We start from the raw sequence: 23,904 nt of genomic DNA on the forward strand, positions 1-23,904 counted from the left end.
GTCACGAGTGCGTTGCGGCACTGTTTGGGCAACTCGCAACTCGCTCAACATCGAGTCCTCTGCTTCGCTTAAGATAATCCGAATCGGAGCTGGCATAAATAATGGAACACTCCGTTTAGAGAACCTATCCCATCTTATATTTAATTAGTCCCAGCTACTTACCAGAGAATGTGGCAATTCTTTTTCAGCCCCCCTATAGTCCTCAAGCTAATCCAATAGAAAGATTATGGAAAGCTATCAAGAAAGATATGAAGTGGGAACTGTTTGATAACTTAGATGAGTTAAGAGACTCTCTCAAAAAGATTCTGGATAAGTTAACCGTACAAGATATCACTTCTTTAACAAAGTGGCAATTCCTTGTTGAGGGGCTATCTGTAGCAAACATTTAGCTAATTGATATAAGCCGTAAATGACCAGAGGAAGAGAGATTCTAAAAAGACTGATAATGAACGCAGCGATCGCAAGGCCCACTGGGATTGATCGCACATCGAAACAACTCAGAGCGAGCATTGTATGAGCAGGTGATATCTCCAATCACCCAGCGCCCATCCAACAGACTGCACTCTGCCGGGGTATCGAACTTTTGAACGTATAGAGCAATCTTGTGAAGCTGATAACGACCCGATTTGAGCAGATAGCGATGCCTACGTTCTAAAACCATATACGTTTGACCCTCGACTTCCAGATAAGCTCCCGGCTCAGGATGCCAGTCTAGATATAGATGACTAAGGGTAGAACGAGAATGGCTCAGAATGACTTCTGTAGGCAAAGGATTCAGCTTCATAACCAATTAATATCGACAGACCGCCAGAAAATTCACATCTATCTACAACAATCCTATTTAAGTCATAAGAATGCGTAGTGCGGGCATCTTGCATGGAACTGAACGCAAGCAGAACGCTCACACTACGCAAAAATCTCACGACTTAAGGATTGCCATCGGTTATTGACCCCGACGAATCACTCCGCCGGAGCCAATCCCTTAGTTCGCAGCCTGACGCTCTCTGGCTTCCTTGATCACCTCTTCCGCGATGTTATTGGGGCAAGGAGCATAGTGTGAGAACGACATTGAGAACTGTCCACGCCCAGAGGTCATGGTACGCAGATCGCCAATGTAGCCAAACATTTCGCTCAAAGGCACATCTGCCTTAATGCGTGCCCCCGTCTGACCTGTCTCCTGAGATTTCATCATCCCCCGACGACGGTTAAGATCCCCGATGATATCGCCCATATAATCATCTGGCGCAAAGACATCGACATTCATGATCGGTTCGAGCAACTGCGGCGCAGCCTTAGGAACAGACTGCCGATAAGCGGCTTTTGCTGCAATCTCAAACGCCATTGCCGACGAGTCTACTGGGTGGAAACCTCCTTCAAGCAGCGTGAACTTCAAGTCCAAGCAAGGGAACCCAGCCAATACACCGCGATCGACGCAGCTTTCAAAGCCTTTTTCCACTGCTGGCCAATACTCTCTCGGCACACTACCACCCGTCACCTTTGACTCAAACTGGAAACCGCTTCCTGGTTCACCCGGCTCAATGACATAGCCAATTTTGGCAAATTGACCAGAACCACCAGACTGCTTCTTGTGGACGTAGCTGTCTTCGAGGCGCTTCGTAATCGACTCGCGGTAGGCTACCTGAGGTTTACCCACCTCAACCTCTACCCCGTGGGTGCGCTTCAGAATGTCCACCTTGATGTCGAGATGTAGTTCGCCCATTCCCTTGAGGATCGTTTCGCCGCTCTCCTCATCTGTCACCATGTGGAAAGATGGGTCTTCTTGCACCATCTTTGTGAGCGCGGCGACCATCTTTTCTTCACCCCCCTTTAGCTTCGGTTTGACCGAAATGGAGATGACGGGTTCTGGAAAGACCATTGGCTCCAGCGTGGCGGGATTCTTGGGATCGCAGATGGTGTGTCCGGTTCGGATGTTCTTCATGCCGACGATCGCCACAATGTCACCCGCCTGAGCTGAGTCGATCTCTTCGCGAGAATTTGCATGCATCTCAACCAAGCGGCTGACCCGCTCGGTCTTACCTGTGGCGGTGTTAAGTACGGTATCGCCCTTGGACAATGTACCGGAGTACAAGCGAGTGAAGGTTAAAGCACCGAAGCGATCGTCCATGATCTTAAACGCGAGTGCCCGCAATGGTTTGTCTGGATCGACAAGCGCAAATTTGCCTGTTTCATGCCCTTCCAGATCCACCTCTGGCTGCGGTTTGACCTCCATCGGGTTCGGCAGGTAGTCAACCACAGCATCCAGCACCAACTGTACGCCCTTATTCTTAAACGATGAGCCGCAGTAGGTCGGGAAAAACGCCAAGTCGCGAGTACCCTTGCGAATACAACGCTTAATATCCTCCATCGACGGCTCTTCCCCTTCGAGATACTGTTCCATCACAGCATCGTCCTGCTCAACCGCTAGCTCAATCAACTGTTCGCGGTAGGTCTCGACCTGATCGACCATATCGGCAGGAACCTCTTTGATCTGATAGTTCATCGGATCGCCAGAGTTATCCCATACCCATGCCTTACGGGTCAGCAGATCGACCACGCCGGAAAACTGTTCTTCAATACCAATCGGCAGCACCATCACCAGTGGCTTGGCACCAAGCACTTGATCGACTTGCTTGACGACTCGGTAAAAATCAGCGCCTGTGCGGTCAAGCTTATTGATATAGACGATGCGAGAGACTTTGGAGTCGTTGGCGTAGCGCCAGTTGGTCTCAGATTGTGGTTCGACTCCACCTGAACCACAGAAAACACCAATACCACCATCAAGAACCTTCAGGGAACGGTAGACCTCAATGGTGAAATCAACGTGTCCTGGGGTATCGATGATGTTCAGTTGGTGATCGTTCCAGAAACAGGTAGTCGCAGCTGACTGGATGGTAATCCCGCGCTCTTGCTCCTGTTCCATGAAGTCCGTCGTCGCCGCGCCTTCGTGTACTTCACCAATTTTGTGGATTTTACCTGTCAGTTTCAGGATTCTTTCAGTTGTGGTGGTCTTGCCAGCATCGACATGAGCGAAGATGCCAATGTTTCGATAACGAGTCAGGTCTTTCATAAATTGGTCTCTAGAGTAAATACAACGAACCGTTGGCGACCACCTGCAAGCATTACAAGCCAGGAAATCAATGTTGCCTTTGTAGCCAGTGCAGGCTGGATTTCAATTACGCGGAATATAAAGAAATCCTTTTGCGTATCTCTGGCAACATTACTAATTGTAAATTGTGGAATGTCAAGGTGACAGTGGTTAGAGAGATTAGACATATTTGAATCAGCGATATCGCAGCCGCTACTAGCGATCGCGTCAATCTCACTGTTCTCTACCAAGCCAGATGCTCGGAGTTCGCTTGCTGGCAACTCTAGGTTGTAGCGGCTCTTGTAGGGCTTGGCAGTCTTTTCGCCCCCTCGTTCTCGTAAGAGTGCTGACAGTTGATGTGGGGGGGTTGGTTCTGTTTGAATCTTCCTGTTTGGAGCGGTTAGCAGCTTCGTGAAACAGGATCGCGATCGCTTTCGCGATTGAAGGCATATTCTCAACGAAAACTGAGTGACGGGAAAGCTTGCACTGTCCAAAAAGAACACTGCTTTTACAAGCCTACGGGTAAGGTTAGCGTGAATGCAGTCTGTCCAGATAATGTCGGATCAAGCGTCAGATTACCACGATGCGATCGCGCGATTTCCCGCGACAAGCTCAGTCCTAAACCAATTCCCTCTACTTTGCGCGTTCGGGCTGGATCGCCGCGATAGAAACGGTCAAAAATGCGGTTTCGTTCATCCAGAGGAATTTCTTGAGAGCAATTACTGATGGTAATCAACACAGTTGTACTCTGACGACGAGCATGAATCCGAATCCAGCCATTCGGGAGATTGTATTTAATGGCATTGCTAATCAAGTTTTGCAAGACTTGAATGAGTAAGTCGCGATCGCCCTGTACGCGCAAACCGTCAGCAATTTCTGTTTGAATCTCCAGATGCGGTGCCAGCAATTCGATATCTTCCAGCATCTCAATTAACAAGCCGGACAAATCCACCTCAACCCGATACAGGTTCATTTGTCCGGCATCTGCTAGGGAAAGCAGCAACAGTTTCCGCACAATCCCCGTCAGTCGGCGCACTTCATCCAGCAAATTGCTCAGGCTTTGTTGCACCTCGCAACCGGGATCGGCTTGTTGCAAGGTGCGTTCCAGTTCTCCTTGCAATATCGCCAGCGGAGTCTTGAGTTCGTGGGCAGCATCTCCACTAAAGCGGGATGCTTGTTTAAAACTACGTTCCAGACGTTCCAACATTTTGTTGAAAACCTGAATCAATTCGACAAATTCAATATCTGTTGTCCCGATGGGAACCCGTTGTTCCAAACCGCTAGCGGTGACATTCCCAATACTCATGGTTAGCCGTCGGATGGAATGCAAGGTGCTTCCAGCAATTGCCCACGCACCCCCGGCTACAAGCAGAAGTACCCCTGGAATTGAAATCAGGAAGATGTTGCGGATGACGACCATCTCAGTTGCGATCGCGTTTAAACTCACTGCGATCGCAATTTGAGCAAAAGGTGTTGTAACTGCACCAATCCGCCATGTTCCGCTTGCGGTGCGCTGAGTGACGAATCGAGGCGTAGGCGGCGGTCGATCCGGCGGCGGTTGCGATCGCGCTGGAAATGGCGGGTTGGTTTCGGAAAAGGGGGCTGTTGGGCGATCGGAAGGGGGTGATGGAAACGGCGGCAATTGGCGGCGCGATGTCCAAAGGTTTCTGGTATCGAGATCGGCAGTCCATTGCTCGGAACGATACAGCACATTGTTATCTGCACCGATAATTAGTAAGGTGATCGCTGTTTTTGTATCAGTTCCGAACGACTGCCCAAGTGAGCCTTCATAGGACTGCCAGCCGCGCGGTCGAGGGCGACCTACCCGCATCAATTGGCTTTCCAGTTCTGCATCCAGACGGCTCACCTTTGCCTCATAAATCAGCCACCAGGAAATTAATCCAAACCCGACGAGGGCGCTACCTGCAAGAACAGCAGACAATAGAGCAATTCGGATACGGAAGGAACGCAACTTCACTGTTGAGCCTCTGATTGGCGAAATCGATAGCCAACACCGCGAATGCTTTCAACCCAACCCGCGCCACCGATGGAATCAATCTTTTTGCGAATGCGTTGAACACACACATCGACTACGTTGGTATTGGGATTAAAGTCATAGCCCCAGATGTGTTCCAAGATTTGCGTTCGGGTGAAGACTCGTCCGGGCGATCGCATCAGATATTCCAAAAGATTGAACTCGCGGGTGGTGAGTTCTACAATATGCTGATTGCAGGTGGCTTCTCGCGTGATGCGGTCGAGCTTGATCGGGCCGACGCAAACCAGATTTTGGCGATCGCCCGCAGTCCGACGTATCACTGCATGAATGCGGGCAACGAGTTCTTCAACAAAAAATGGTTTCGCGATATAGTCGTCAGCACCCAAATTTAGACCTTCAAGTCGGTCATCCAATTCATTACGAGCAGTCAACAAAATGACTGGCACATTCTGTCCTTTCCGGCGCAGGCTCTTGAGGATAGACAAACCATCTTTTCCCGGCACCATGATGTCAAGCACGAGCGCGTCATACTCGTTATCCAAGGCGCGAGTATAGCCCTCGTCTCCGTTGTCACAGTAATCGACGACAAACCCCTGTTCCTTCAATCCGGCTCGGACAAAGTTAGCAATTTTCGCTTCATCTTCAACGAACAGAATATGCATGGGTTTCTCATGCGTCGGGCAGCTTGGGCGTTTATTCAGTTTAGCCTGTGGTTATCTGTAAGCGACAGGTTCCAATAATTTTTTCCTGCAAATTCAGAAATTGGCTCTATCGACTAGGCAATAATTGAATTGACCAATTTTGGTAATTATATGAAGCTAAATCAGTTGATCGCCGTGTTGCAATCTGTTAAAGCAAACGCCAACAAAGGCAAAGCCGAAGTATCGCAACTAGGTCAGAAGAGTACCTTGTTTCAAGGATTAAGCAGAACTTATCAGCCTAGAGAAGAGGATGGATTTGTATATCCTCCTGAATCGCAAAAACTGACGCTGAAGGCTGAGGAGTTGATCGAGAAATTTGTGCAATCTTGCTCTGAATTTTTAGACCTATCAGCTACTCAGGACTATGCTAATACTGAGGCTAAAGCATCTGTAACAGTAGATGGACAGACTATTATTGCAGATGTTCCTGTTTCCTATCTATTATTTCTCGAAAAGCAGCTTCAGGATGTGAAGACGTTCATTGCTTCGCTACCCGTGCTTTCGATTGACAAAGACTGGCAGCATGATCCCAATCGAGGATGCTACGTCACCAGTCCCAAAGAAACTGTGAAAACAAAGAAAATTACTGATTTTGTGGTTGCCTATGAAGCAACGGAACATCACCCTGCTCAAATCAAGGAGGTTTCCAAAGATATTGTGGAAGGAACCTGGAGTTTGATTGAGTTCTCAGGGGCACTTCCTCAAGACCGCGTGAATCGACTGCTGCGTAGAGTGGATGTATTACAAAAAGCTGTGATTCAAGCTAGAGAAGAAGCCAATGGCAGAGAAGTGCAGCAGCGGCAAGTTGCCAATGCGATTTTTGGCTACTTATTTGCAGATTAAACTACACTGGATTTGGAGTACAAGTTCATTTTTAGCGAGTAGGGTATTTGCAGGTTCAAATCCTGCCCCCCAGTTGATCTGGGGGTAGGCAAATGGTAAAGCCGCCCTAGCGCATTAAGCTCAAAATAAAGCTCAAGCTATTGCTCCAATCTCATCTTGAAAAATCGCTTCCTGTATCATTCTCTGTAGAACGAGGCTAGCGAGACGCGGGTTCAAATCCCGTCCCCTGCTCTAAATATGCGGGGGTAGTTTAGTGGAAAAACCTCACAGCATCAGATTGATTCTGCGGAAACCGGAAATCTCTCATATAGGCTCAGCGATTACTTCTTTCCCGGCATTCAGGATACGAGTGCCGGGATTTTAAATTGGGAAAACTTTTCAGGTCATATCAATCTGTTGAGATAGTCATGGTTTCGGAAAGGAGTTGGACGACTTTGCCCCTGTGAGGGTTGTAATATGCAAATGGAACTTCAACTTGTTTAGTGGCATAGCTAACAACTGCGTGTACCGGATTGACTAACGCTTCTTGTGCTGAGTTCAAGCTGATCTGCAACCGATAACGCTAGTTGTTAGACCTGAAAACAAATGTACAAATATCGCGCTATTTTGAAGCGGGTGGGTATTGTGCTGATCGCGGTCGGGATTCTCGATATCGCGTATCTGGTCTATTGCATATCACAGCAAAAGAGCTATTCATCCAGCTTGAACATCCTAGCTGTAGTGGGGGGTGTGTTTCTCTTTCGGGGTAGCCTGCGTGCCGTTCACATCGTCACCTGGTTCGCTGCTTTCATGCTCTCTTACTTCGTCAGCGTATTCATACTGCTTCCATTTTTGAAGCCAGCAGAACTCTGGGGAACTGAATTTCGCCTCGATCCGGTCGGTCTTTGTCTGTCGCTTTTACTTACAATTACGCTGATCGCCCTTCATTTTTGGATCTACACACAGCTGCGAGCTGCACCTGTAGTATCGGAAAGCTTTAACTCTGGGCATTCTGCCTCCACTCCGAAGTTTGCCTTCATCCTTGGGGTAGCGCTCGTAGTATTACCTGCTGGCATGATGCACTTCACGCGAGGTGGCGCGGCTGGAGCTAAAGCAGTGGAGATAGCTCGTACACAATACGGACAGGACTACAAGTATCACCTCACAGGTATGAGTTGGTCGAACGGGAATGTGAGAGCTAGCCTCACGGCATACAACGAACAAGAGATAAAACCTGTTCAAGTAGAGTGGGAACAGTGAGCAGGGCTAATCACGTAGCAGGGACAGGAACAGCAGTTTGTGTATTTGAGGTGCTTGACCAGTGTTTGAGCAGAAATTGGACTAGAGACAATGCTTTAAGATTAATCTGTAGGGTGATTGCGATGATTTGAAGCAATTAAGGCTTAAGGGAAAGCAGTATGCACTTCATGACTCTCGCTGCTCAGAACGTTAGCATTCGCATCCTTGAAGCCTCTGCACCTGTCATCACTATGGAATGCAAGCTGTTGCCAGTAGTGTTTGTGCATGGTATGGCGTGTTCCGCAGACCTCTGGGATGAACAACTTGCTTATGCCGCCCGGACTCGACGTGCGATCGCGATCGATTTGCGGGGACACGGAGCTTCCTCACCGCCTGCGGATGATGACTACTCTCCCGCCTCGTGTGCAGCGGATCTCTTGGCTGTATTAGAAGCCCTTGGACTTGAGCAGATCGCGCTCGTTGGGCACAGCTTCGGCGCTTGCGTCGCACTCGCTGCGGCGGCGGCTAAACCTAACGCGATCGCGCAGTTGGTACTGGTAGATCCACCAATCGATTGCACTCAATGCCCCGCAGAGGTATATCAGTCACAAATAGTTCCGATGCAAGCAGCGCTGGCAACTGACGACTGGCGAGCAGTCCTGGAAGACTCTTTCCGCAACGCACTGGCGGGGGGCACCTTGGCAACGCAAGAGCAAATACTCGCCCGCCTTGCTGCTACCCCAAAGGATCGGCTGCTGGGAACGTCTCGCGGTTTGTTCGCCTTTAAAGCAGTGGAAGCTCTCGATAGGTATCTCGCTTCGCCAGGGGCACGCGCTCACGCTATTCTTGCTCCGTCGAATAACTCGCCGTTCAGCCTTCACGTCCTCCGTCCAGCACTAACCACAATCACTCTACCCGCTACAGGACACTGGCTCATGCTTGATGCGCCTGAGCCGTTTGCTACAGCACTCGATACCTGCCTAGCAGTTGTCTAACTAAGAACTCCGTTGTCATCTATGCTTGCTTCATCACCCATGTTGAGGGCAAAAATAACATAGTAAAATTCTGCCATGCCAGTTCAACAAATCCTTCTGCTTCCTGTCGTTCTGCTTGAGACGGCGTATGACCCTTATCCTGACGATCTAACAAAGATTGCAAGTGTGTTAGAACCGCCAGGGGAAGTTGAAATCGGGTTAGTTTGATAGGAATCTCAACGATTTCGGGTATAAAGCTGTTGGCTGAATTAGGAACTTTGGGATAGCCTCGTTGTATTCCACTGTCAGCTGATCAGGATGGGGTGATTCGGAGTCAGGTGTTTCCAGGCTTGTGGTTGGCAGCGCATGACCTATTGACTGACTGGGAATAGGGAGGAGTGCTTGCTGTGTTGCAGTCAGGGTTGGCGGCACCAAAACATACCGCATTTATGCAGCAGCTCTCGCAGTAACTATGGTTTTGCGAGTGGTAGATCCGGTAAAACTATCTTCTTAGCGATGTTAGGACGTTAGACGACTTCAAAATTTTAGGTGTATGTTTACTGTAAAAGTTTTTATGGTAAGTCATTTCTCGCTCAACTTCATATTGAAGTTTGGTGTACCAACTCAATAAATTTCTAGCAACATAAATGAATTTTAAAAGTTTTTCTGAGTTACGAGAGTTTATTAGGCGTTACAATTCAACCTCCGTCCTGGAGATTGGAACTAAGAAATGCTGGCAAATTTGGGAAACTCAACCTTCAGCTCCTGTAGACTGGGTGAAGCGCAATGCCGAACGCAATTATGCTGTCCGGCTCATGTTACTAGCTAGTGCAGGTAATCCCCATCGGCGTGAGAATATTAGTGTTCAGGCGTTTGATAATTTAATTAATGCTTACCATAACTGGAGCGGACATACTATTTCAGAGCAATATCTTCTTGAAAAAGAAGCAGAAGTTCTATTAAGTTCTCTCACAAAATGGGAAAGTGATAATAAGACAATAGTAAAAAATTGGTCTTTAGAATTAAGTAAAGTTTTTGATTTAGGAGTAATTCGTAACCATGTAGCTTATTTGTTTTTTCAACGGATAGTTTCTTTCCAAAATGCAGGTTTTGGATACCCAATCTCTCGCATACGGCGAACAATCAAATTTATTGAGTTGCTAGATAACTATTCTGAAAAAAATTTTTCTAATGAGGTTTCAAGATATACAAAGCTAAACCATTCAGATTACTTTAAACAAATTCTAGGCTGCTTAGCTTTATTTAAAAAATCTAAAAAACAAGGATTCTGTAATTTATCTCAGTTCGCCAATTTAATAGATGAAGAAGTTCATAAATTAGGGATCACGCCCGAAAATCTAGAAATATTTGTGAAGCAAAATAGTGCGGTTCTTACCACACAAGTTGATAATTCTTTTCGTAGAAAAGTTAATCAAACCTTTGGTAGCGTGCCTAATTTTTATCAGCCGTTTTTTTACAATCATTTTTTAGAGATTCCATTTGTTGAATTGAATCACCAAGAATTTTGTTTGCCAGATCCTTTTTCTTTTACTGAATCTTGCTGGAATCAGATTAGAGGTATTACTTTTAAGGACAATAATAGAAAAAAACTAGAGCAATTATTAAGTAGTGCATTTGAAGATTATCTTGAAAATGTACTTCTTCCTGTTATTAGTCCTGACTCGTTTAACAGAATTCCTGAAGTCAGAAACACTAATTCTAACAAAGACAAACGTGCTGATTTTATTATTAATACTCCAAGTTCATATATAGTATTAGAATGCAAAAGCAGCGTTATGTCTTCCGATACAAGCGCTTATTTCCAGGCTGATAAAGTTGCTGATCTTTGGTGTCGTATCCACTCCGCATTTGAGCAAATTAGTAGAACAGTACAAGCTCTGAATCTTCACGACAAACCAGTAATTCCTCTCGTCCTAACTTTCTATGACAGTATTGCTGCCGCCTCAGTATTCGAGGAAATGATCAAACAAACTGATTATTGCTCTCGTATGGGAATGAATGTGCCGCCAGTTGTACATTCTCTACATGAATTTGAACATTGGATATCCGATAGAAGCCTTAATAATTGGGCAGAATTAATTCTATCAAAACAAAATGGTCATTCTTCTATAAAGCCTGACAATAAAGGTCATGATTATAAACACTTAAATAGTATTTCTATTCTATAAAGTTTATATAAGGATTATTTAGAGGAGAAATATAGTTGAATCGGGTGCTGCTTGATAGCGAATGCGGTACAACTAATAGTTGTGCAGCTTATGTTATGAGTGAGGGTGTTATTTGGAAGTTGTCTGTTAGCATCTCATGTGAAATGGTTTTGAATTGGTGGTAAAAATGGAGCCAATATGAATCAGCAGTTGCCTCAGTTCATCCACCGTGTTGTTGAACGTTTACAGTCAATTCAGGGAATTGCAGCGATCGCTCTAGGGGGTTCAAGGGCACGAGGCAACCATACACACAAGTCAGATGTGGATCTGGGAATCTATTACAACCCAGAGAATCCGCTTGATGTGACTGCTCTAAATCACCTTGCCTCTGAACTTGACGACAACCACTGCGCAAATCTAATCACCCCAATTGGTGGATGGGGAAAATGGATTAATGGCGGTGGTTGGCTAAAGGTAGAAGGAGTATCTGTAGATTTTCTCTATCGTGATGTGGCTCAGGTTAATCGTGTCATTGGTGATTGTCATGCTGGGCAAATTACTATTGATTACCAACCAGGGCATCCACACGGCTTTGTGTCCTCTATTTATATGGGTGAAGTTGCAATTTGTCTGCCACTTTACGATCCGTATAACGTTTTAGACGCTTTAAAGGCAAAGACAACTCCTTATCCTATTCAGCTTGAACAAGCAACTATTAATACTTTTGCCTGGGAAATTAGTTTTTCACTGTTCATTGCACAAAAGGCAATTGCACGCGGTGATGTTGCCTATGCAGCAGGTTGCTGTTTCCGTAGCGTAGCTTGTATGAATCAGGTATTATTTGCACTCAATGAAGAATACCTATTGAATGAGAAAGGTGCGGTGGCAGTTGCCAACAACTTTGCCCTCTGTCCACAGAACTATCAACAACGGGTTGAGTCAGTCTTTGCTTTGTTAGCGGCTGATGCAAAATTAATGATGGATGCGATCGCAATCCTTGAAGGAATTGAGCATGATTTGAGTCAATGGTATGGCAATCGTCGGTTAGTTATTGACTGACGCAGACTTCATGAATGATGCAATTTCAAGTTCTGGGAGTCGCTGAAAGCGTCGGCGAACGCTTTGAACTCGACAGCATCGTGACTGCAAAAGAGGCGCACGCCGTTAGTGCGATCGCGCGATAATGCGCGTAACCGATCTTGATTGTGGAGCCTCGCCTCGCGATCCACTACTACCAACACAAATATCCCAAGCATCGGTTAGGTAACAAAGAAACACTACTAGCTAGATAAATTATGCAATACGTGTTAATTATCCATGAAGTTGAAGACTACGAGTCGTGGAAGAAGGTTTTTGACAATGCATCCGACATAAGAAGGGAAGCTGGAGAGAGGTCGTATCAGGTCTTAAAGTATGAAAGCGATCCCAACAAAGTGGTGCATTTCTCATCGTGGACATCGATAGACGATGCCAAGCGTTTTTTTGAATCTCCTAAACTCATTAGAATCAGAGCTGAAGCCGGAGTAAAGGCTCCTGATTTCATATACTTGGAGCAACTAGAGTCGGGCACTTTGTAGGATCGCGTAGTAGGAATTCCCTACAAGTCTGTCTGCATGGCGATGACACAAATCCAACTTGCCTATCCCAAATATTCCATCAAATCGGGGACTAACTGAGCATAGTCTCCTGTTTTCGCCACGATCGCTCTTAATTTCTGCTTCTTCAATCAATCTGATTGACGCAGACTTCATGAATGATGAATTTTCAAGTTCTGAGGGTCGCTGGACTGGTCGGCGAATGCTTTGAATTCGATCGCATCGTGACTGCAAAAGAGGCGCACGTCGTTATTGCGATCGCGCGATAATGCACGTAGCCGATCTTGATTGTGGAGCCTCGCCTCGCGATCCACCTCCATCATCCATTGGTAGAACCGCATTCCCGGTGTGCAACGTGGCTCGAAGGAGTCCATCTCGTGTCGGTAAAAGTAGGCATCGCCAGCATTCAGCAGCCAACCCTCTGATGTCTGGATGGCAACGCCAGCATGACCCCGCGTGTGACCCGCAAGCGGGATGAGGAGAATCTCTGGCGGTAGGTCCTCAAGATCGCGCACAGCCTGGAAGCCAAACCAGGGTTCGCCCCCCGGCGAATAGAACTTCCAGCGTTTCACCTCGTCCCACTGGTCGGGACGATAGCGCTGGCTGGGAATGAAACCGCGCCGATCCTGGGCTGCGTCAATTTCAGGCTGCATTACGTGTACGATTGCTTCAGGGAAATCCTCCAGCCCACCAGCATGATCGAAATCGAGGTGGGTAAGCACAATATGGCGCACGTCCCGTGGGGAAAATCCTAGTTGCTCGACCTGAGCGATCGCCGTATACTTGCGATCGAACTGGATACCGTTGAAATGAATAAAAAACGGGCTGAGTCGCTCGTAAGGTGACTTAACATCGCGCAGACCGAAGCCAGTATCGATTAGAACAAGCCCCTGGTTTGTCTCGACGAGCAGACAGTGACAGACGAGGCGAGCCGTCAGACCGCGACTGAAGCCATCGAAGAGCGCCCCACCGACCGGACACATACAGCCACAATTGAGATGATGAATCTGCATAAGTGTTCTGCTTTAAACTACTTTTTGTCTACGGGTATTGATGTCTGCACCTCACTCGACGCTTGCATTTGCTCCGGTCGGTATGAGAATGCCTGCCAAAACACCTTTATATACAGATGATCGGGAAGGCATAGCTTGCGTTACTTGTTAGCCGACTCAGGCTCAGTCATCTGACGATGTAGTTCAGCCTTGACCGTATCAGGCAAAACCTTGCTTACATTGCCCTGAATCTTCGTCAGAAGCGAACCAGCGATGATGTGATCCTTGCCTGCCATCAGAGCATCGAAACCCTGTTTGGCGACTTCAGCCGGGTCATCATTCTGTTTTTCACCCACCGTGGTGTCGTCCATTCCCGCACGATCGAAGAAGTTGGTATCGGTTGGCCCAGGCATGAGTGAGGTAACGGTGACGCCTGTATCCTTTAACTCGTTGCGTAGCGCTTCCGAGAAGGAATGTACAAATGCTTTGGAAGCCGCGTAGACTGCTTCAAATGGCCCTGGCATGATGGCAGCAATTGACGAAGTGAAGAGAATTCGACCCTTGCGGCGCTCGACCATATCTTTCACTACTCGTTTGGCGAGATGCACAGATGAAACGACGTTCAGGTTGATGAGATTCAGCTCGTCCTTTAGGTCAGTCTCGCGGGCGAAATCACCGCCGACACCGACCCCTGCATTTATCGCGATCGCCTCTACCGATCTGCCAGTCGCCTTAATTTGGTTGTAGAGTGTCTCTACACCGTCATAAGTAGCAAGATCAGCCTGTACCGTCTGCACCTTGGCACCCAGTCCCTCAAAGGTTTGAGCGGCTTCATCGATACTCGATCCGGTAGCTGTGACGAGGAGATCAAAGCCGTTTTGGGCGAACTGTTTGGCAAGCTCGTAACCGATGCCCTTGGAGGCACCTGTCACGACAGCCAGAGGTCGGTTCGACGAACTGTTCATAACCATTTAAACTCCTGTAGGACTTCTCCACGCTAGGAAAGCTGTGGATTGTGCTTCTTTTTCGCTAGCAGACAGTCTGCGCGAATGCGATCGCAACTCTTACTAATCCTAGGAAGACATCTGTGCGATCGCGTCTTTCCAAGGAAGTATGGCTGTTGTGTGTTTGAGGTTACTTTTCTGGAGTTCGGGCGATCGCCTGCGGTTTCAGATACCCGACTTTTTAGAAAAGTCGGGTATCTCGCCTTCACTCACCTCAGATTACAAAACTGTAATTTAAGCAAGGGGTCAGCTGTAATTTTGGTTGAGCTTAATTGAATTTATAGACACGTTTCGAGATTCAACCGAAGGAGAAAGCTTGTGATGAATACCCGCCGACTGCTGACAGCGATCGCAATTCCTGTTCTAGTAGGGACGTTTGGATTTGTAACTTTGAATCAGGCAACGGCTCAATCGCCCAACCGACAGGCGCAAAACTCATCCCAGCCCAATCAACAACAGCAGGGACAGGGACGCAGACGAGGGCCAAATTTTGCCGCAGCGGCTCAGAAATTGGGCATTTCAGAAGCTAAGTTGAAAGAAGCGCTGGGAGTGCCAGCGAATCCTACACCAGGACAACGCCCGCCTCGTCCCGACTTTAAGGCTGCGGCGGCAAAACTCGGCATTACCGAACAAAAACTGGTTGATGCGTTGGGAGTTCCGCCGCGTCGCCCACGTCCAAATTTTGCAGCCGCAGCGCAGAAGCTGGGCGTGACAGAAGCCAATTTGAAGGCAGCGCTTGGAGTGCCAGCGAATCCACCAACAACACCGCCCGAACCCGGACAACGCCCACCCCGACCCGACTTTAAGGCAGCGGCGGCAAAACTCGGCGTGACGGAAGAGAAACTGGTGAATGCGCTGGGAGTTCCGCCCCGTCCACCTCAAGATGGCAATCAACGACAGGAAGATCGTTCTCCTCAGCAATAAACTTGAATCAATTTAGCAACCCTTTCGTGGATACGACCAAATTTTCAATAAGCCCTGGCGATTAGAAATCGCGGCTAAACAAACCAAGTCCGCCTGCGCGGACTTAAGACAAATCAAAGATTTTGAAACCCGCACAGGCGGGTTTTGTCTGTATAGACGCGGTTTCAACCGCTCAGTTGAGAATGCTTAAGACAAATCAAAGATTTTGAAACCCACGCAGGCGGGTTTTGTCTGTGTAGACGCGGTTTCAACCGCCTAGGTAAATTGCGATAATTCTATTTGGAGCCGATGAAATGAAAAAAGACCATCTGAAAAGAATTCCCCTTATCTCCATGATGAAGCGACGACAGGTGCTTGGCTTCCTAGGGGGAACAGCGGCAGTATCGCTTGTGGGATGCTGGCGCGGAGAGTCTATCTCAGCAAAACCGATAAGTTCATCAACTCAGACACCGACTCCGATAGCGATCGCGCAGACTCCGACTTGCGTCGTAAAACCCCAACAGACGGAAGGGCCATATTTCGTGGATGAGAAGCTTAACCACTCTGATATCCGCTCAGATCCCTCTGACGGTTCGGTGAAGCCAGGAGTATCGTTGCGTTTGGTGTTTCGGGTCTCTAGGATTGATGGAAGATCCTGTACCCCTTTGAGGGGTGCAACTGTAGACATTTGGCACTGTGACGCGCTGGGCGTTTATTCGGATGTTCGGGACTTCAACGGAGATACGCAAGGGCAGAAGTTCCTGCGTGGCAATCAGGTGACGAATGCAAATGGAACCGTCGAGTTCGTAACGATCTACCCAGGTTGGTATCTAGGCAGAACGGTTCACATTCACTTCAAGATTCGCGCCGATTCTGCGTCCGGGCGGGGTTCTGAGTTTACTTCGCAGCTTTACTTTGACGATGCCCTCACGGATCGAGTCCACGCGCAGTCTCCCTATGCGGCTAAGGGACAGCGCACCCAGAGGAACGATGGAGATGGCATCTTTCAAGATGGCGGCGATCAACTGATGCTCCAGCTTACCCAAGATGCACAAGGCTACGTGGGAACCTTCGATATTGGGCTTCAGATGATTTGAACGAGCGGATTTTACTTATGAGCGATCGCATTCTCCATAATTGCAGAGTTGATAGAATGCGATCGCTCAAAACGCCCAACTCACTCGCGACGAAACACAAACAGATTGCCTGTTGCACCGCGTCCTACCCTAATTTCTTCGTCTAAATAAGAGGTTGTCCACTCTGCCTGATTCCGAAGGAATTCCAATACTGGGATTTTCAATTCAGGGAAACTCCAGCTTTCCATGCCAAAGGGTTTTGTTGCTTGCATCGAAAAACTGTCAGAAGACGAGGTATTTAGTTACCGCGATCGCAAAAAACCTTTGATTTTTAATGTAGTATAATTGTAATGTTAAGAATTCAGTGACTACTCTCGAAACATCGCGCAGCCACCTGTCGGCTAAAAGCAAATTTTGGTGGTTCCGCATATGCTAACAACCTTTGAAGATTAAGATAGCGCACAACTCCTGGGAGCTTTGTGCAACTTAGACTTAGTACTAAGTCGTTTTGCTCCATCAAACTCACATCAAGTAGAGTTAAATATGCAACTTCATGAGCGAGAAGTCACTCTCAAACTAAACTCACGTCCCCTACGCCTCGTTTATTTAGTCCGTAATAGAGAAGATTTAATTAATGCAGTGACTCTCTACACTCACGTATGGGGGGGTGCAGCTAACCCTGTTTTGCCCATTCCTGAGAATGAGACAGAAGTTGATACTTTTAAGCTTGTCCTCCAATGGATAGATCCCGATTATATTTTTGTTCCAAGGGAAGGAATTTCCTCTGATGTAGATAAAGTTTTAGAGGAGCTACCTGCCCTAAAGCGTCCTATTTCAAATCAAGAAATTCAAAGGCATATTAATGGTTCTAATTCTGATTTACTTCTTTTGTCAAATGGAACACTTTCTCATATGGGATTTATTCTCCCATACATATACCCTAATCTTTTAAATGAAAGCGGCATTCGTCTTATAAAACCAAGTGGTTCCTTCAGCTTCGAGATTGCATTACAAACTGGTGTCTCAACTCAGTTCTATCAAGACTACCTTGTAGGACACTTGGCTGCGAAAGTTTTTTCTACTCCTCATACTGTTGAGGAGCTAATCAAGGTGAGTTTGCTAACAGCCCGGCTACAAAGCCCTGTCTGGCTAACAATGCAAAGAACTACACGTAGGTGCGATAGTTTAAACCACTACATAATGGAAACAAATGATGAAGAGACTCTTTGTTTGTTTCTTGATGATGGTAAAGATATTGGTATAGCTACTGCTTTTTGGAACTGTCGCTGGCTCTTTCCACACAACAAGTTATTTTTGCCTAGAGAAGCTTTTTTGAAAGATATTGAATCTCATGTTTCTCTAATTGTCGAATTTATGCATTCAATTCGCGCACTATTTGTTACTACCCCTATTGCCCGTGAAGATGCACTTACTTTATGCAACATCCTTAAACATGCCTTTGCAGCAGCGGGTCGAGAAATTCTAGTGAAGGTTACTTATCGGGACTTCCATTTTGATGCAATTCCAGGCACTACCTCTTCTGGAGAAACTCTCAATTTTACTAGGTTAATTACTCCGGATGACTCTGTTCGTTTTGAGCCACCTGTACCTATCGGACATGAAAAAACAGAATTCACTTTTGGTTACAATGCAGAAGTTAAATTGGTATCGGGTAGACAATTGTCTATGCCATCTACCCAAGCATCATCAGTTTTGCTCACAAATGAGCTATGGCGAATTGAATTTGCAGAGAGTAACAAAGACAATTTAGGGGAGTTATGGCTAAGACAGGACTTAACTGTAAGAGCAGCAGCTAAGGGTGTCACTGGAACTGCTTTATCAGGGCGAGAATGCCGCTTTTACATTCATCTAGACAATATTGTAATCACCCGACAACTCAAAGACGCTGGCTTTGAGGTCAGACCTAATAAACATACCCGCTATGCACAAGGATGTATTAAGCGCTTCGGGGGATTCAACAATGTGATAAATCTTATTAATAAACAAGGAGCAGATATTATTGCTGCTTTAGTAACTCACAAAGCAGAACAAGGTGGATTATATAGAGAAAATCTTAAGTCATTCCTTAATAAGCAGCGCGGTTTGAGTCAAAAAGAAGCTGACAATGTTCTTACGCAAAAGCTTCCTCTTTTGTTGGAAAATGGGCTTGTGCGCCGTGGATACTCTCTATGCTGTCCTACTTGTAATCTAACTGATTGGTACTCCCTCGAAGAGGTAAGGGAATTTATTGCGTGCCGAGGGTGTGCTGAAAATTTCCAGCTACCTTTACATGGGTTACAGTTTACTTATAAACCTAATGAACTGGCTGCTCGGCTCGTAAAAGAAGGGGGACTAGCAGTCCTTATGACCGCTGCTCTTTTTAATCAAATTCCTCGTTCAGGCTTCATCCAGTTTGGAGGAGAGCTGCTGCGTCTTGGTGAAAAAACGAATTTTGCAGAAGTTGATTTGTTTTGGCTTACTGGTAATGCTTTCATTATTGCCGAGTGTAAATCATATAACAATATTGACCAGCAGGGAATTGTAGAGATTACAGACTCCTTGGAAAAGACTCTAAACGTGGCTACCTTAGTTGATGCACAAGTAGTCGTACTAGGCGTAGTCACTAACTCTTCTAATCTATCTGAGCTATTTGCTGTTGTAGCCGATGCTGCACAGAAATCTAAAGAGCGAGGTATTGGTGTACACTTAGCTCTAAATGGAAAGCTTCATCTTTGGGGAAGTGTGGATGGAATTGAGCCTTGGAAAGTGAGGCTTGAAGAGTTACAGGTTGATAGCAGTCCTCCAGAAGAAGAGTGGAGTGTGGGGGAGTCGCCCAAGTCTTATGGTTTTGGGGGTTTGATAGAATCTTTTGATAAGAATGTTTTGCGCCGTTGGGAGCAGGAATTATGTAAGGGAACCTAACAAATCTAGGTTGTTCAGACCCTTGAGACCCCTACTCCTATCTTTTTTATCTGTACCAAAAACTCATACTTGAAGTTTGGACAATTTCCTATGCTGACCTTGCAGACACTTTCTAAGCCAGACGCAGACAAGGGCACTTCTGTAAAAACGAAGTCGCTTTACTCTCAGCATCCGGGTTGTCGATATGCGCTGGAGTCGGTCGAATGATGCCGTTAAATAAATCATCCAGACCATAAGGAGTGAAAAACTGCCATTGTCCTTGAGCATTTAACCGAACGCCTACAGCCGTCGCCGTGTGCAGCCAATCACTCACCCCATCTTCAGCGCTATTGTAAGGTCTGCGACCGGCACGCCAACGCGCAAAACTGGCTTGATTTTTAACATCAAACTTGTAATTCGGAAACTGCGCTGTTAGGGTAGCCTTGGCGGTGAGTTCTTGGGAACGATCGCCAAGCGCATCAAAAAAGGCAATGTCAAAGTCGTTGATGATTAACTGACAGTCATTGCCAAAGAGCGATCGCCAAACTGTATTTCGTACTGCACCGCCAGCTAACCACCAGCCGGGGAGATTCAAAAGCGCGATCGCCGGTAACACAACACCAACCGGCGAATCAACTAAAATCTTCTGGAGGCGAGTGGAACTATCCATGTTTTGCTTGTCTAGTTTTGTTCCAATCTTTCCAGTTATTGACTCAGTTGTATTTTAAGTTCGCGCAGCATCCGACTGGTTCCCTCATCAATTGCTTTTTGCACCAGTTGGGGAATCATTTCGGTAATCGGCAAATCGGGAAAGATAGCACTGACGGATGATTCAGCGTAGCCACCATTTTGTAGAATGTAAATCTTGAGTTGGCGATTCCGATATATCCACACTTCCGGAACGCGCAGCACTTCGTAGGCGTTCAAGGTAGTCTTTGAAGTTACATCAGACTCAATGGCGAGATCCGGGGGTGGGTAAACCGCTAGATCCATATTGGTGCAACCCCGGACACGGCTGGCATTCTGGATGTAAAAGCAAGTATCGGGTTCGACTCCGGCAATTTCTGGTTGCTTTAGAGTAGTTGAGCCAAAATCTTCCCAGTCCCGCCCTTGAGTATCTAAGATAGCTTTGACAATATCAGCAATGATGCGATGGGGGCGTTCATGCAGTGCCAAAGGGGACATTATTTCCAGCGTTCCTCGGTAGTATGCAATGCGGGTGCTGCGCTTTTCTCCCAGTTCCGTGAGAATCTGTTCAAAATCTTGCCAAGACAAGTTATGAATGCTAATCGTGCTACCAGGAGTGAGTTCAATGGCACGAATGGGAATGGTAACGGTCATTGGTGTTCCTCCATCGATTGCTGGGGTAGCTTCTTCAACCGTAACTCGCTATTCACCCATAATTATCATTAATGACTAACTAAAAGTCATTGCTAAATAGCGATCGCTAAACCGTATTTCGTACTGCACCGCCAGCTTACTACCAGTTGGGGTGATTGAGGAGAGCGATCGCAGCCCTGGCAGGAGTCAAATAAATATAAAGCTCCGTTAAGCGTTTTGTTAGACATGATAGATTGAAAAATTTCATCGAGATGTGGAACGGGTGGCTGAGAAAAGAATTCTCCGAAATCCATAAAATACTGGACCGGAAGACCACCGATCCCAGAGTTTTGAGCGATACCGATTGATAAAAAGTTCGTGTAATTCGTTGGGTAAACGCTCTAAATAAGGGACTAAAGCTGTACCCAAATTCCACTCCAACAAAGCATCAGCATCTTTAAGCAGATGGGGATAAACCTTCTCAAAAATTGTTAAATTGTGCCCACCAGAGGTATAAAGGAGTTCTGCATAAGTCTCAATAGAAAGTACAGGTGATAGTCGCTTCCAACCATTCAAAGCCTCGAAAAAAGGATTTTCGCTGGCAGTTTCTATAATTAAGCGATGGGTGGGATGATGGTGATTAGACGGGATCTGTACGACCAATTGTCCATTCGGAGCAAGCAGAGAAAACAATCGGGGAATTAAGGATAAGTGATCTTCAACCCATTGAATTGCCGCATGAGAAAAAATTAGATCCCACTCCCCTGTGACTGTTTGAATTTCTCCTAATTTAAACCGCAGATTAGAGCGAATTTGTGCCTGAGCGCGAGTTAGCATCTGGGGTGAAGCATCCAGACCAATGACCTGACTATGGGGTAATGTATCAGCTAAGCGTTGAGTGAGTTCACCACTTCCACATCCGAGATCGATTACTTGCAACTTGCCTTGCGATTTAACTAGCGCTATCAAATCAGTAAAGGGTGCAAAACGCTCTGATTGAAACTGGTGATAGCGATCGGGGTTCCACGGCATTGAGTGATTTCCTGGTTAAATCTTTAGACGGTTTGAAGTTCTTGTTGAAATAATAGTTCAAGGACGTGATTTCAAGCATCAGCAGCAGCTTTTGGATTGTCGCGATCGCGCACGTTTACGCCTATTGGAGAAGCTCCTCTCTGTCGTCTCAGGTTCCGCAAGCAAGAGCGATCTAGAATTCCGAAAAGAATCTATGGCTTAGAAATTAAGGAGTATGTATGACCGGGAAATTAGATAGAAAAGTGGCAATTGTCACGGGTGCATCGGCTGGTATTGGTGAAGCGACTGCGATCGCGCTAGCAGCAGAAGGCGCACAGGTCGCGATCGCAGCAAGGCGTTTCGACCGACTGAATGCAGTCTGCGATCGCATTGCAACGGCGGGTGGAAAAGCATTGTCCATTGTGGCAGATATCACCGATGAAACCCAAGTTCAGAACTTAGTGGAAAAAGCAAACGCACAATTCGGTCGAGTCGATATCCTCGTCAACAATGCCGGAATTGCTTTGTCAGGTAATATTGAGGGTGCAAATACCTCTGACTGGCGACGCATGATCGATCTCAATATTCTGGGATTGATGTATGCAACTCATGCGGTTCTTCCCATCCTCAAAGCACAAGGATCGGGACATATCGTTAACATTTCATCCGTTGCCGGTCGAACCGCAAGGGTAGGCATCGGTGGCTACAATGTCACCAAATGGGGAGTCAATGGCTTCTCGGAATCGTTGCGGCAGGAAGTGTGCAAGCACAACATTCGCGTCACCATCATCGAACCAGGCATGGTGGATACAGAAATCGACAGCCATATTACCGATCCAATCGCCAAACAACGCACCGAAGAACGGCGTAAATCGATCGTTCCTCTACAAAGCGAGGACGTTGCAGCCGCAATCGTTTATGCCGTGACCCAGCCGCCGCGCGTGAATGTTAACGAAATTCTAATTCGACCCACCGACCAAGATTGGTAATGAACTGCACAATCACGCGATCGCATTCCTGTACTGGTAAATAGAGCCTACACACATCAGTCAGGCTAAGTTGAGGGCGCTCAAAGAAGATAGGATTGCGATCGCTACTTTTCACCCTCATATCTACTTCGATCTGGTGACGCGACAGCGCGTGTACGCGAAGGATGAGGCACTGGGTTTGAGGTGCAGCGTTCCCCCTGCACCTCAAACCCATCGGTCTACACCCCAAATCAATGTATCAACTGGCGTCCTTACCCAATCAAATGGTTGTTCCTCGGAGAACCTATATCATTCAACGTTTCACAGTATCGGCGGATTGATTGAACAACAGATCCCGCGACTGTTCTGGACTGATTACTTGATCTTTGAAGGCTTCTGCTTTCTCATACGCCCGAATGGTTGCCGGACGAGCTTTTATCGCTTCAAACCAGCGTTGCAAGTTCGGAAAATCTTCGAGCTTTTGGTTTTGCTTTTCGTAGGGCACAATCCAGGGATAAGCAGCGATATCTGCAATTGAATAATCACCGGCAATAAATTCCCGGTCGCTTAATCGTTTATTCAGCACTGCATACAAACGTCCTGTTTCATTCACATAGCGATTAATGGCGTAGGGAATTTTTTCCGGGGCGTATTGGGTGAAGTGATGGTTTTGTCCTGCCATTGGCCCCAGCCCGCCCATCTGCCAAAATAGCCATTGCAGAACTTCTGCGCGATCGCGTATATTTGCGGGAATCAATTTTCCGGTTTTTTCTGCCAAATACAGCAGAATCGCACCAGACTCGAAAACAGAAATTGGTTCGCCACCATCAGCAGGTTCCCGATCCACAATTGCCGGAATGCGGTTGTTGGGGGAAATCTTGAGAAACTCTGGTTCAAACTGATCGCCCGTGCCAATGTTAATCGCAACGAGAGTGTAAGGTAGCCCAACTTCCTCCAGAAACAAAGTTATTTTATGTCCGTTGGGCGTCGTCCAGTAGTAAAGGTCAATCATGATGATGTGTCCTCAATATTACAAACATTAGTTTTCGCGATCGCTTTCAGTTTAGAAGCCTCATCAACAAAACGGATGGCTTCCATTTCCTCTCAATTTCTCTAAAATTTAATCCAAAATTTAAAAGTCCTTGAGGG

Annotated in this window: 26 protein-coding genes; 11 read left to right on the top strand and 15 right to left on the bottom strand. The window is 46.7% G+C overall.

Annotated features, from left to right (window positions below; all coding sequences use genetic code 11):
- The first annotated feature begins 170 nt into the window (after positions 1–170).
- On the top strand, positions 171–389 hold the full coding sequence (locus tag H6H02_RS20145; RefSeq protein ID WP_190821044.1) for a transposase: 219 nt from the start codon (positions 171–173) through the stop codon (positions 387–389).
- 41 nt (positions 390–430) lie between these two features.
- Here H6H02_RS20145 and H6H02_RS20150 read toward each other — a convergent pair whose 3' ends face one another.
- The 5 genes from H6H02_RS20150 to H6H02_RS20170 all read right to left on the bottom strand — a co-directional run bounded on the left by H6H02_RS20150 (position 431) and on the right by H6H02_RS20170 (position 5,743).
- Positions 431–784 carry a DUF6464 family protein gene (locus H6H02_RS20150; RefSeq protein WP_190821046.1) on the bottom strand — a complete coding sequence of 118 codons (354 nt, stop codon included), beginning with the start codon at positions 782–784 and terminating at the stop codon, positions 431–433.
- 198 nt (positions 785–982) lie between these two features.
- Positions 983–3,067: an elongation factor G gene (gene fusA, locus H6H02_RS20155; RefSeq protein WP_190821048.1), complete on the bottom strand. Its 2,085-nt coding sequence runs from the start codon at positions 3,065–3,067 to the stop codon at positions 983–985.
- The gene (locus tag H6H02_RS20160) at positions 3,064–3,579 is read right to left on the bottom strand and encodes a hypothetical protein (protein WP_190821051.1); all 516 of its coding nucleotides are present in this window, start codon (positions 3,577–3,579) and stop codon (positions 3,064–3,066) included. The genes fusA and H6H02_RS20160 overlap by 4 nt, the downstream gene beginning before the upstream one ends.
- Before the next feature lie 14 nt (positions 3,580–3,593).
- Positions 3,594–5,063 carry an ATP-binding protein gene (locus H6H02_RS20165; protein WP_190821053.1) on the bottom strand — a complete coding sequence of 490 codons (1,470 nt, stop codon included), beginning with the start codon at positions 5,061–5,063 and terminating at the stop codon, positions 3,594–3,596.
- Positions 5,060–5,743 carry a response regulator transcription factor gene (locus H6H02_RS20170; protein ID WP_190821055.1) on the bottom strand — a complete coding sequence of 228 codons (684 nt, stop codon included), beginning with the start codon at positions 5,741–5,743 and terminating at the stop codon, positions 5,060–5,062. The genes H6H02_RS20165 and H6H02_RS20170 overlap by 4 nt, the downstream gene beginning before the upstream one ends.
- A gap of 150 nt (positions 5,744–5,893) precedes the next feature.
- Between H6H02_RS20170 and H6H02_RS20175 the strand changes: the two genes are divergently transcribed.
- The gene (locus tag H6H02_RS20175; RefSeq protein ID WP_190821057.1) at positions 5,894–6,625 is read left to right on the top strand and encodes a hypothetical protein; all 732 of its coding nucleotides are present in this window, start codon (positions 5,894–5,896) and stop codon (positions 6,623–6,625) included.
- 388 nt (positions 6,626–7,013) lie between these two features.
- Here H6H02_RS20175 and H6H02_RS20180 read toward each other — a convergent pair whose 3' ends face one another.
- A complete protein-coding gene (locus H6H02_RS20180; protein ID WP_190821059.1) occupies positions 7,014–7,166 on the bottom strand; it encodes a hypothetical protein in 153 nt (50 codons plus the stop codon).
- Between the two features lie 44 nt (positions 7,167–7,210).
- Between H6H02_RS20180 and H6H02_RS20185 the strand changes: the two genes are divergently transcribed.
- Together H6H02_RS20185 and H6H02_RS20190 are read left to right on the top strand one after the other, a co-directional pair.
- Positions 7,211–7,864 (top strand): hypothetical protein, encoded by a 654-nt coding sequence (locus H6H02_RS20185; protein ID WP_190821061.1) that lies wholly within the window; start codon positions 7,211–7,213, stop codon positions 7,862–7,864.
- A 167-nt stretch (positions 7,865–8,031) separates the two neighbouring features.
- Positions 8,032–8,838 (top strand): alpha/beta fold hydrolase, encoded by an 807-nt coding sequence (locus tag H6H02_RS20190; RefSeq protein WP_242040795.1) that lies wholly within the window; start codon positions 8,032–8,034, stop codon positions 8,836–8,838.
- A gap of 19 nt (positions 8,839–8,857) precedes the next feature.
- Here H6H02_RS20190 and H6H02_RS27740 read toward each other — a convergent pair whose 3' ends face one another.
- Positions 8,858–8,992, bottom strand: coding sequence for a hypothetical protein (locus tag H6H02_RS27740; protein WP_277922581.1), 135 nt, complete (start codon positions 8,990–8,992; stop codon positions 8,858–8,860).
- Between the two features lie 472 nt (positions 8,993–9,464).
- Between H6H02_RS27740 and H6H02_RS20200 the strand changes: the two genes are divergently transcribed.
- From H6H02_RS20200 to H6H02_RS20210, 3 genes are all read left to right on the top strand, one after another.
- Positions 9,465–11,006, top strand: coding sequence for a hypothetical protein (locus tag H6H02_RS20200; RefSeq protein ID WP_190821066.1), 1,542 nt, complete (start codon positions 9,465–9,467; stop codon positions 11,004–11,006).
- Between the two features lie 177 nt (positions 11,007–11,183).
- Complete coding sequence (locus H6H02_RS20205; RefSeq protein WP_190821068.1) at positions 11,184–12,044, top strand: nucleotidyltransferase domain-containing protein; 861 nt, start codon at positions 11,184–11,186, stop codon at positions 12,042–12,044.
- A gap of 236 nt (positions 12,045–12,280) precedes the next feature.
- On the top strand, positions 12,281–12,562 hold the full coding sequence (locus H6H02_RS20210) for an antibiotic biosynthesis monooxygenase (RefSeq protein ID WP_190434699.1): 282 nt from the start codon (positions 12,281–12,283) through the stop codon (positions 12,560–12,562).
- 170 nt (positions 12,563–12,732) lie between these two features.
- On the opposite strand, the gene H6H02_RS20215 is transcribed toward H6H02_RS20210, so the two are convergent.
- A complete protein-coding gene (locus tag H6H02_RS20215; protein WP_190821070.1) occupies positions 12,733–13,593 on the bottom strand; it encodes an MBL fold metallo-hydrolase in 861 nt (286 codons plus the stop codon).
- A 140-nt stretch (positions 13,594–13,733) separates the two neighbouring features.
- Complete coding sequence (locus H6H02_RS20220; protein ID WP_190821072.1) at positions 13,734–14,537, bottom strand: SDR family NAD(P)-dependent oxidoreductase; 804 nt, start codon at positions 14,535–14,537, stop codon at positions 13,734–13,736.
- Between the two features lie 360 nt (positions 14,538–14,897).
- On the opposite strand from H6H02_RS20220, the gene H6H02_RS20225 reads away from it, so the two are divergent.
- Complete coding sequence (locus tag H6H02_RS20225; protein ID WP_190821074.1) at positions 14,898–15,500, top strand: hypothetical protein; 603 nt, start codon at positions 14,898–14,900, stop codon at positions 15,498–15,500.
- Positions 15,501–15,793: 293 nt separating this feature from the next.
- Positions 15,794–16,576: an intradiol ring-cleavage dioxygenase gene (locus H6H02_RS20230; RefSeq protein WP_190821076.1), complete on the top strand. Its 783-nt coding sequence runs from the start codon at positions 15,794–15,796 to the stop codon at positions 16,574–16,576.
- Positions 16,577–16,656: 80 nt separating this feature from the next.
- On the opposite strand, the gene H6H02_RS20235 is transcribed toward H6H02_RS20230, so the two are convergent.
- A complete protein-coding gene (locus H6H02_RS20235; protein ID WP_190821078.1) occupies positions 16,657–16,827 on the bottom strand; it encodes a PAP/fibrillin family protein in 171 nt (56 codons plus the stop codon).
- A 271-nt stretch (positions 16,828–17,098) separates the two neighbouring features.
- Here H6H02_RS20235 and H6H02_RS20240 point away from each other — a divergent pair, with 271 nt between their 5' ends.
- On the top strand, positions 17,099–19,477 hold the full coding sequence (locus tag H6H02_RS20240) for a hypothetical protein (RefSeq protein WP_190821080.1): 2,379 nt from the start codon (positions 17,099–17,101) through the stop codon (positions 19,475–19,477).
- Positions 19,478–19,589: 112 nt separating this feature from the next.
- Here H6H02_RS20240 and H6H02_RS20245 read toward each other — a convergent pair whose 3' ends face one another.
- The 4 genes from H6H02_RS20245 to H6H02_RS20255 all read right to left on the bottom strand — a co-directional run bounded on the left by H6H02_RS20245 (position 19,590) and on the right by H6H02_RS20255 (position 21,808).
- Positions 19,590–20,126 (bottom strand): nucleotidyltransferase family protein, encoded by a 537-nt coding sequence (locus H6H02_RS20245; protein WP_190821083.1) that lies wholly within the window; start codon positions 20,124–20,126, stop codon positions 19,590–19,592.
- 35 nt (positions 20,127–20,161) lie between these two features.
- Positions 20,162–20,797 carry a Uma2 family endonuclease gene (locus H6H02_RS20250; protein WP_190821085.1) on the bottom strand — a complete coding sequence of 212 codons (636 nt, stop codon included), beginning with the start codon at positions 20,795–20,797 and terminating at the stop codon, positions 20,162–20,164.
- A gap of 92 nt (positions 20,798–20,889) precedes the next feature.
- A complete protein-coding gene (locus tag H6H02_RS27745) occupies positions 20,890–21,024 on the bottom strand; it encodes a hypothetical protein (protein WP_277922582.1) in 135 nt (44 codons plus the stop codon).
- 16 nt (positions 21,025–21,040) lie between these two features.
- Positions 21,041–21,808, bottom strand: coding sequence for a methyltransferase domain-containing protein (locus tag H6H02_RS20255; RefSeq protein ID WP_190821088.1), 768 nt, complete (start codon positions 21,806–21,808; stop codon positions 21,041–21,043).
- Positions 21,809–22,026: 218 nt separating this feature from the next.
- Between H6H02_RS20255 and H6H02_RS20260 the strand changes: the two genes are divergently transcribed.
- Positions 22,027–22,776 (top strand): SDR family NAD(P)-dependent oxidoreductase, encoded by a 750-nt coding sequence (locus H6H02_RS20260; RefSeq protein ID WP_190821090.1) that lies wholly within the window; start codon positions 22,027–22,029, stop codon positions 22,774–22,776.
- Positions 22,777–23,068: 292 nt separating this feature from the next.
- Here H6H02_RS20260 and H6H02_RS20270 read toward each other — a convergent pair whose 3' ends face one another.
- Entirely contained in the window at positions 23,069–23,767 is a 699-nt protein-coding gene (locus tag H6H02_RS20270) for a glutathione binding-like protein (protein ID WP_190821094.1), read from the bottom strand.
- Positions 23,768–23,904 lie beyond the last annotated feature (137 nt).

Origin of the sequence: Coleofasciculus sp. FACHB-1120 (genome assembly GCF_014698845.1) — a bacterium.
In the GTDB taxonomy this organism is placed as follows: domain Bacteria; phylum Cyanobacteriota; class Cyanobacteriia; order Cyanobacteriales; family FACHB-T130; genus FACHB-T130.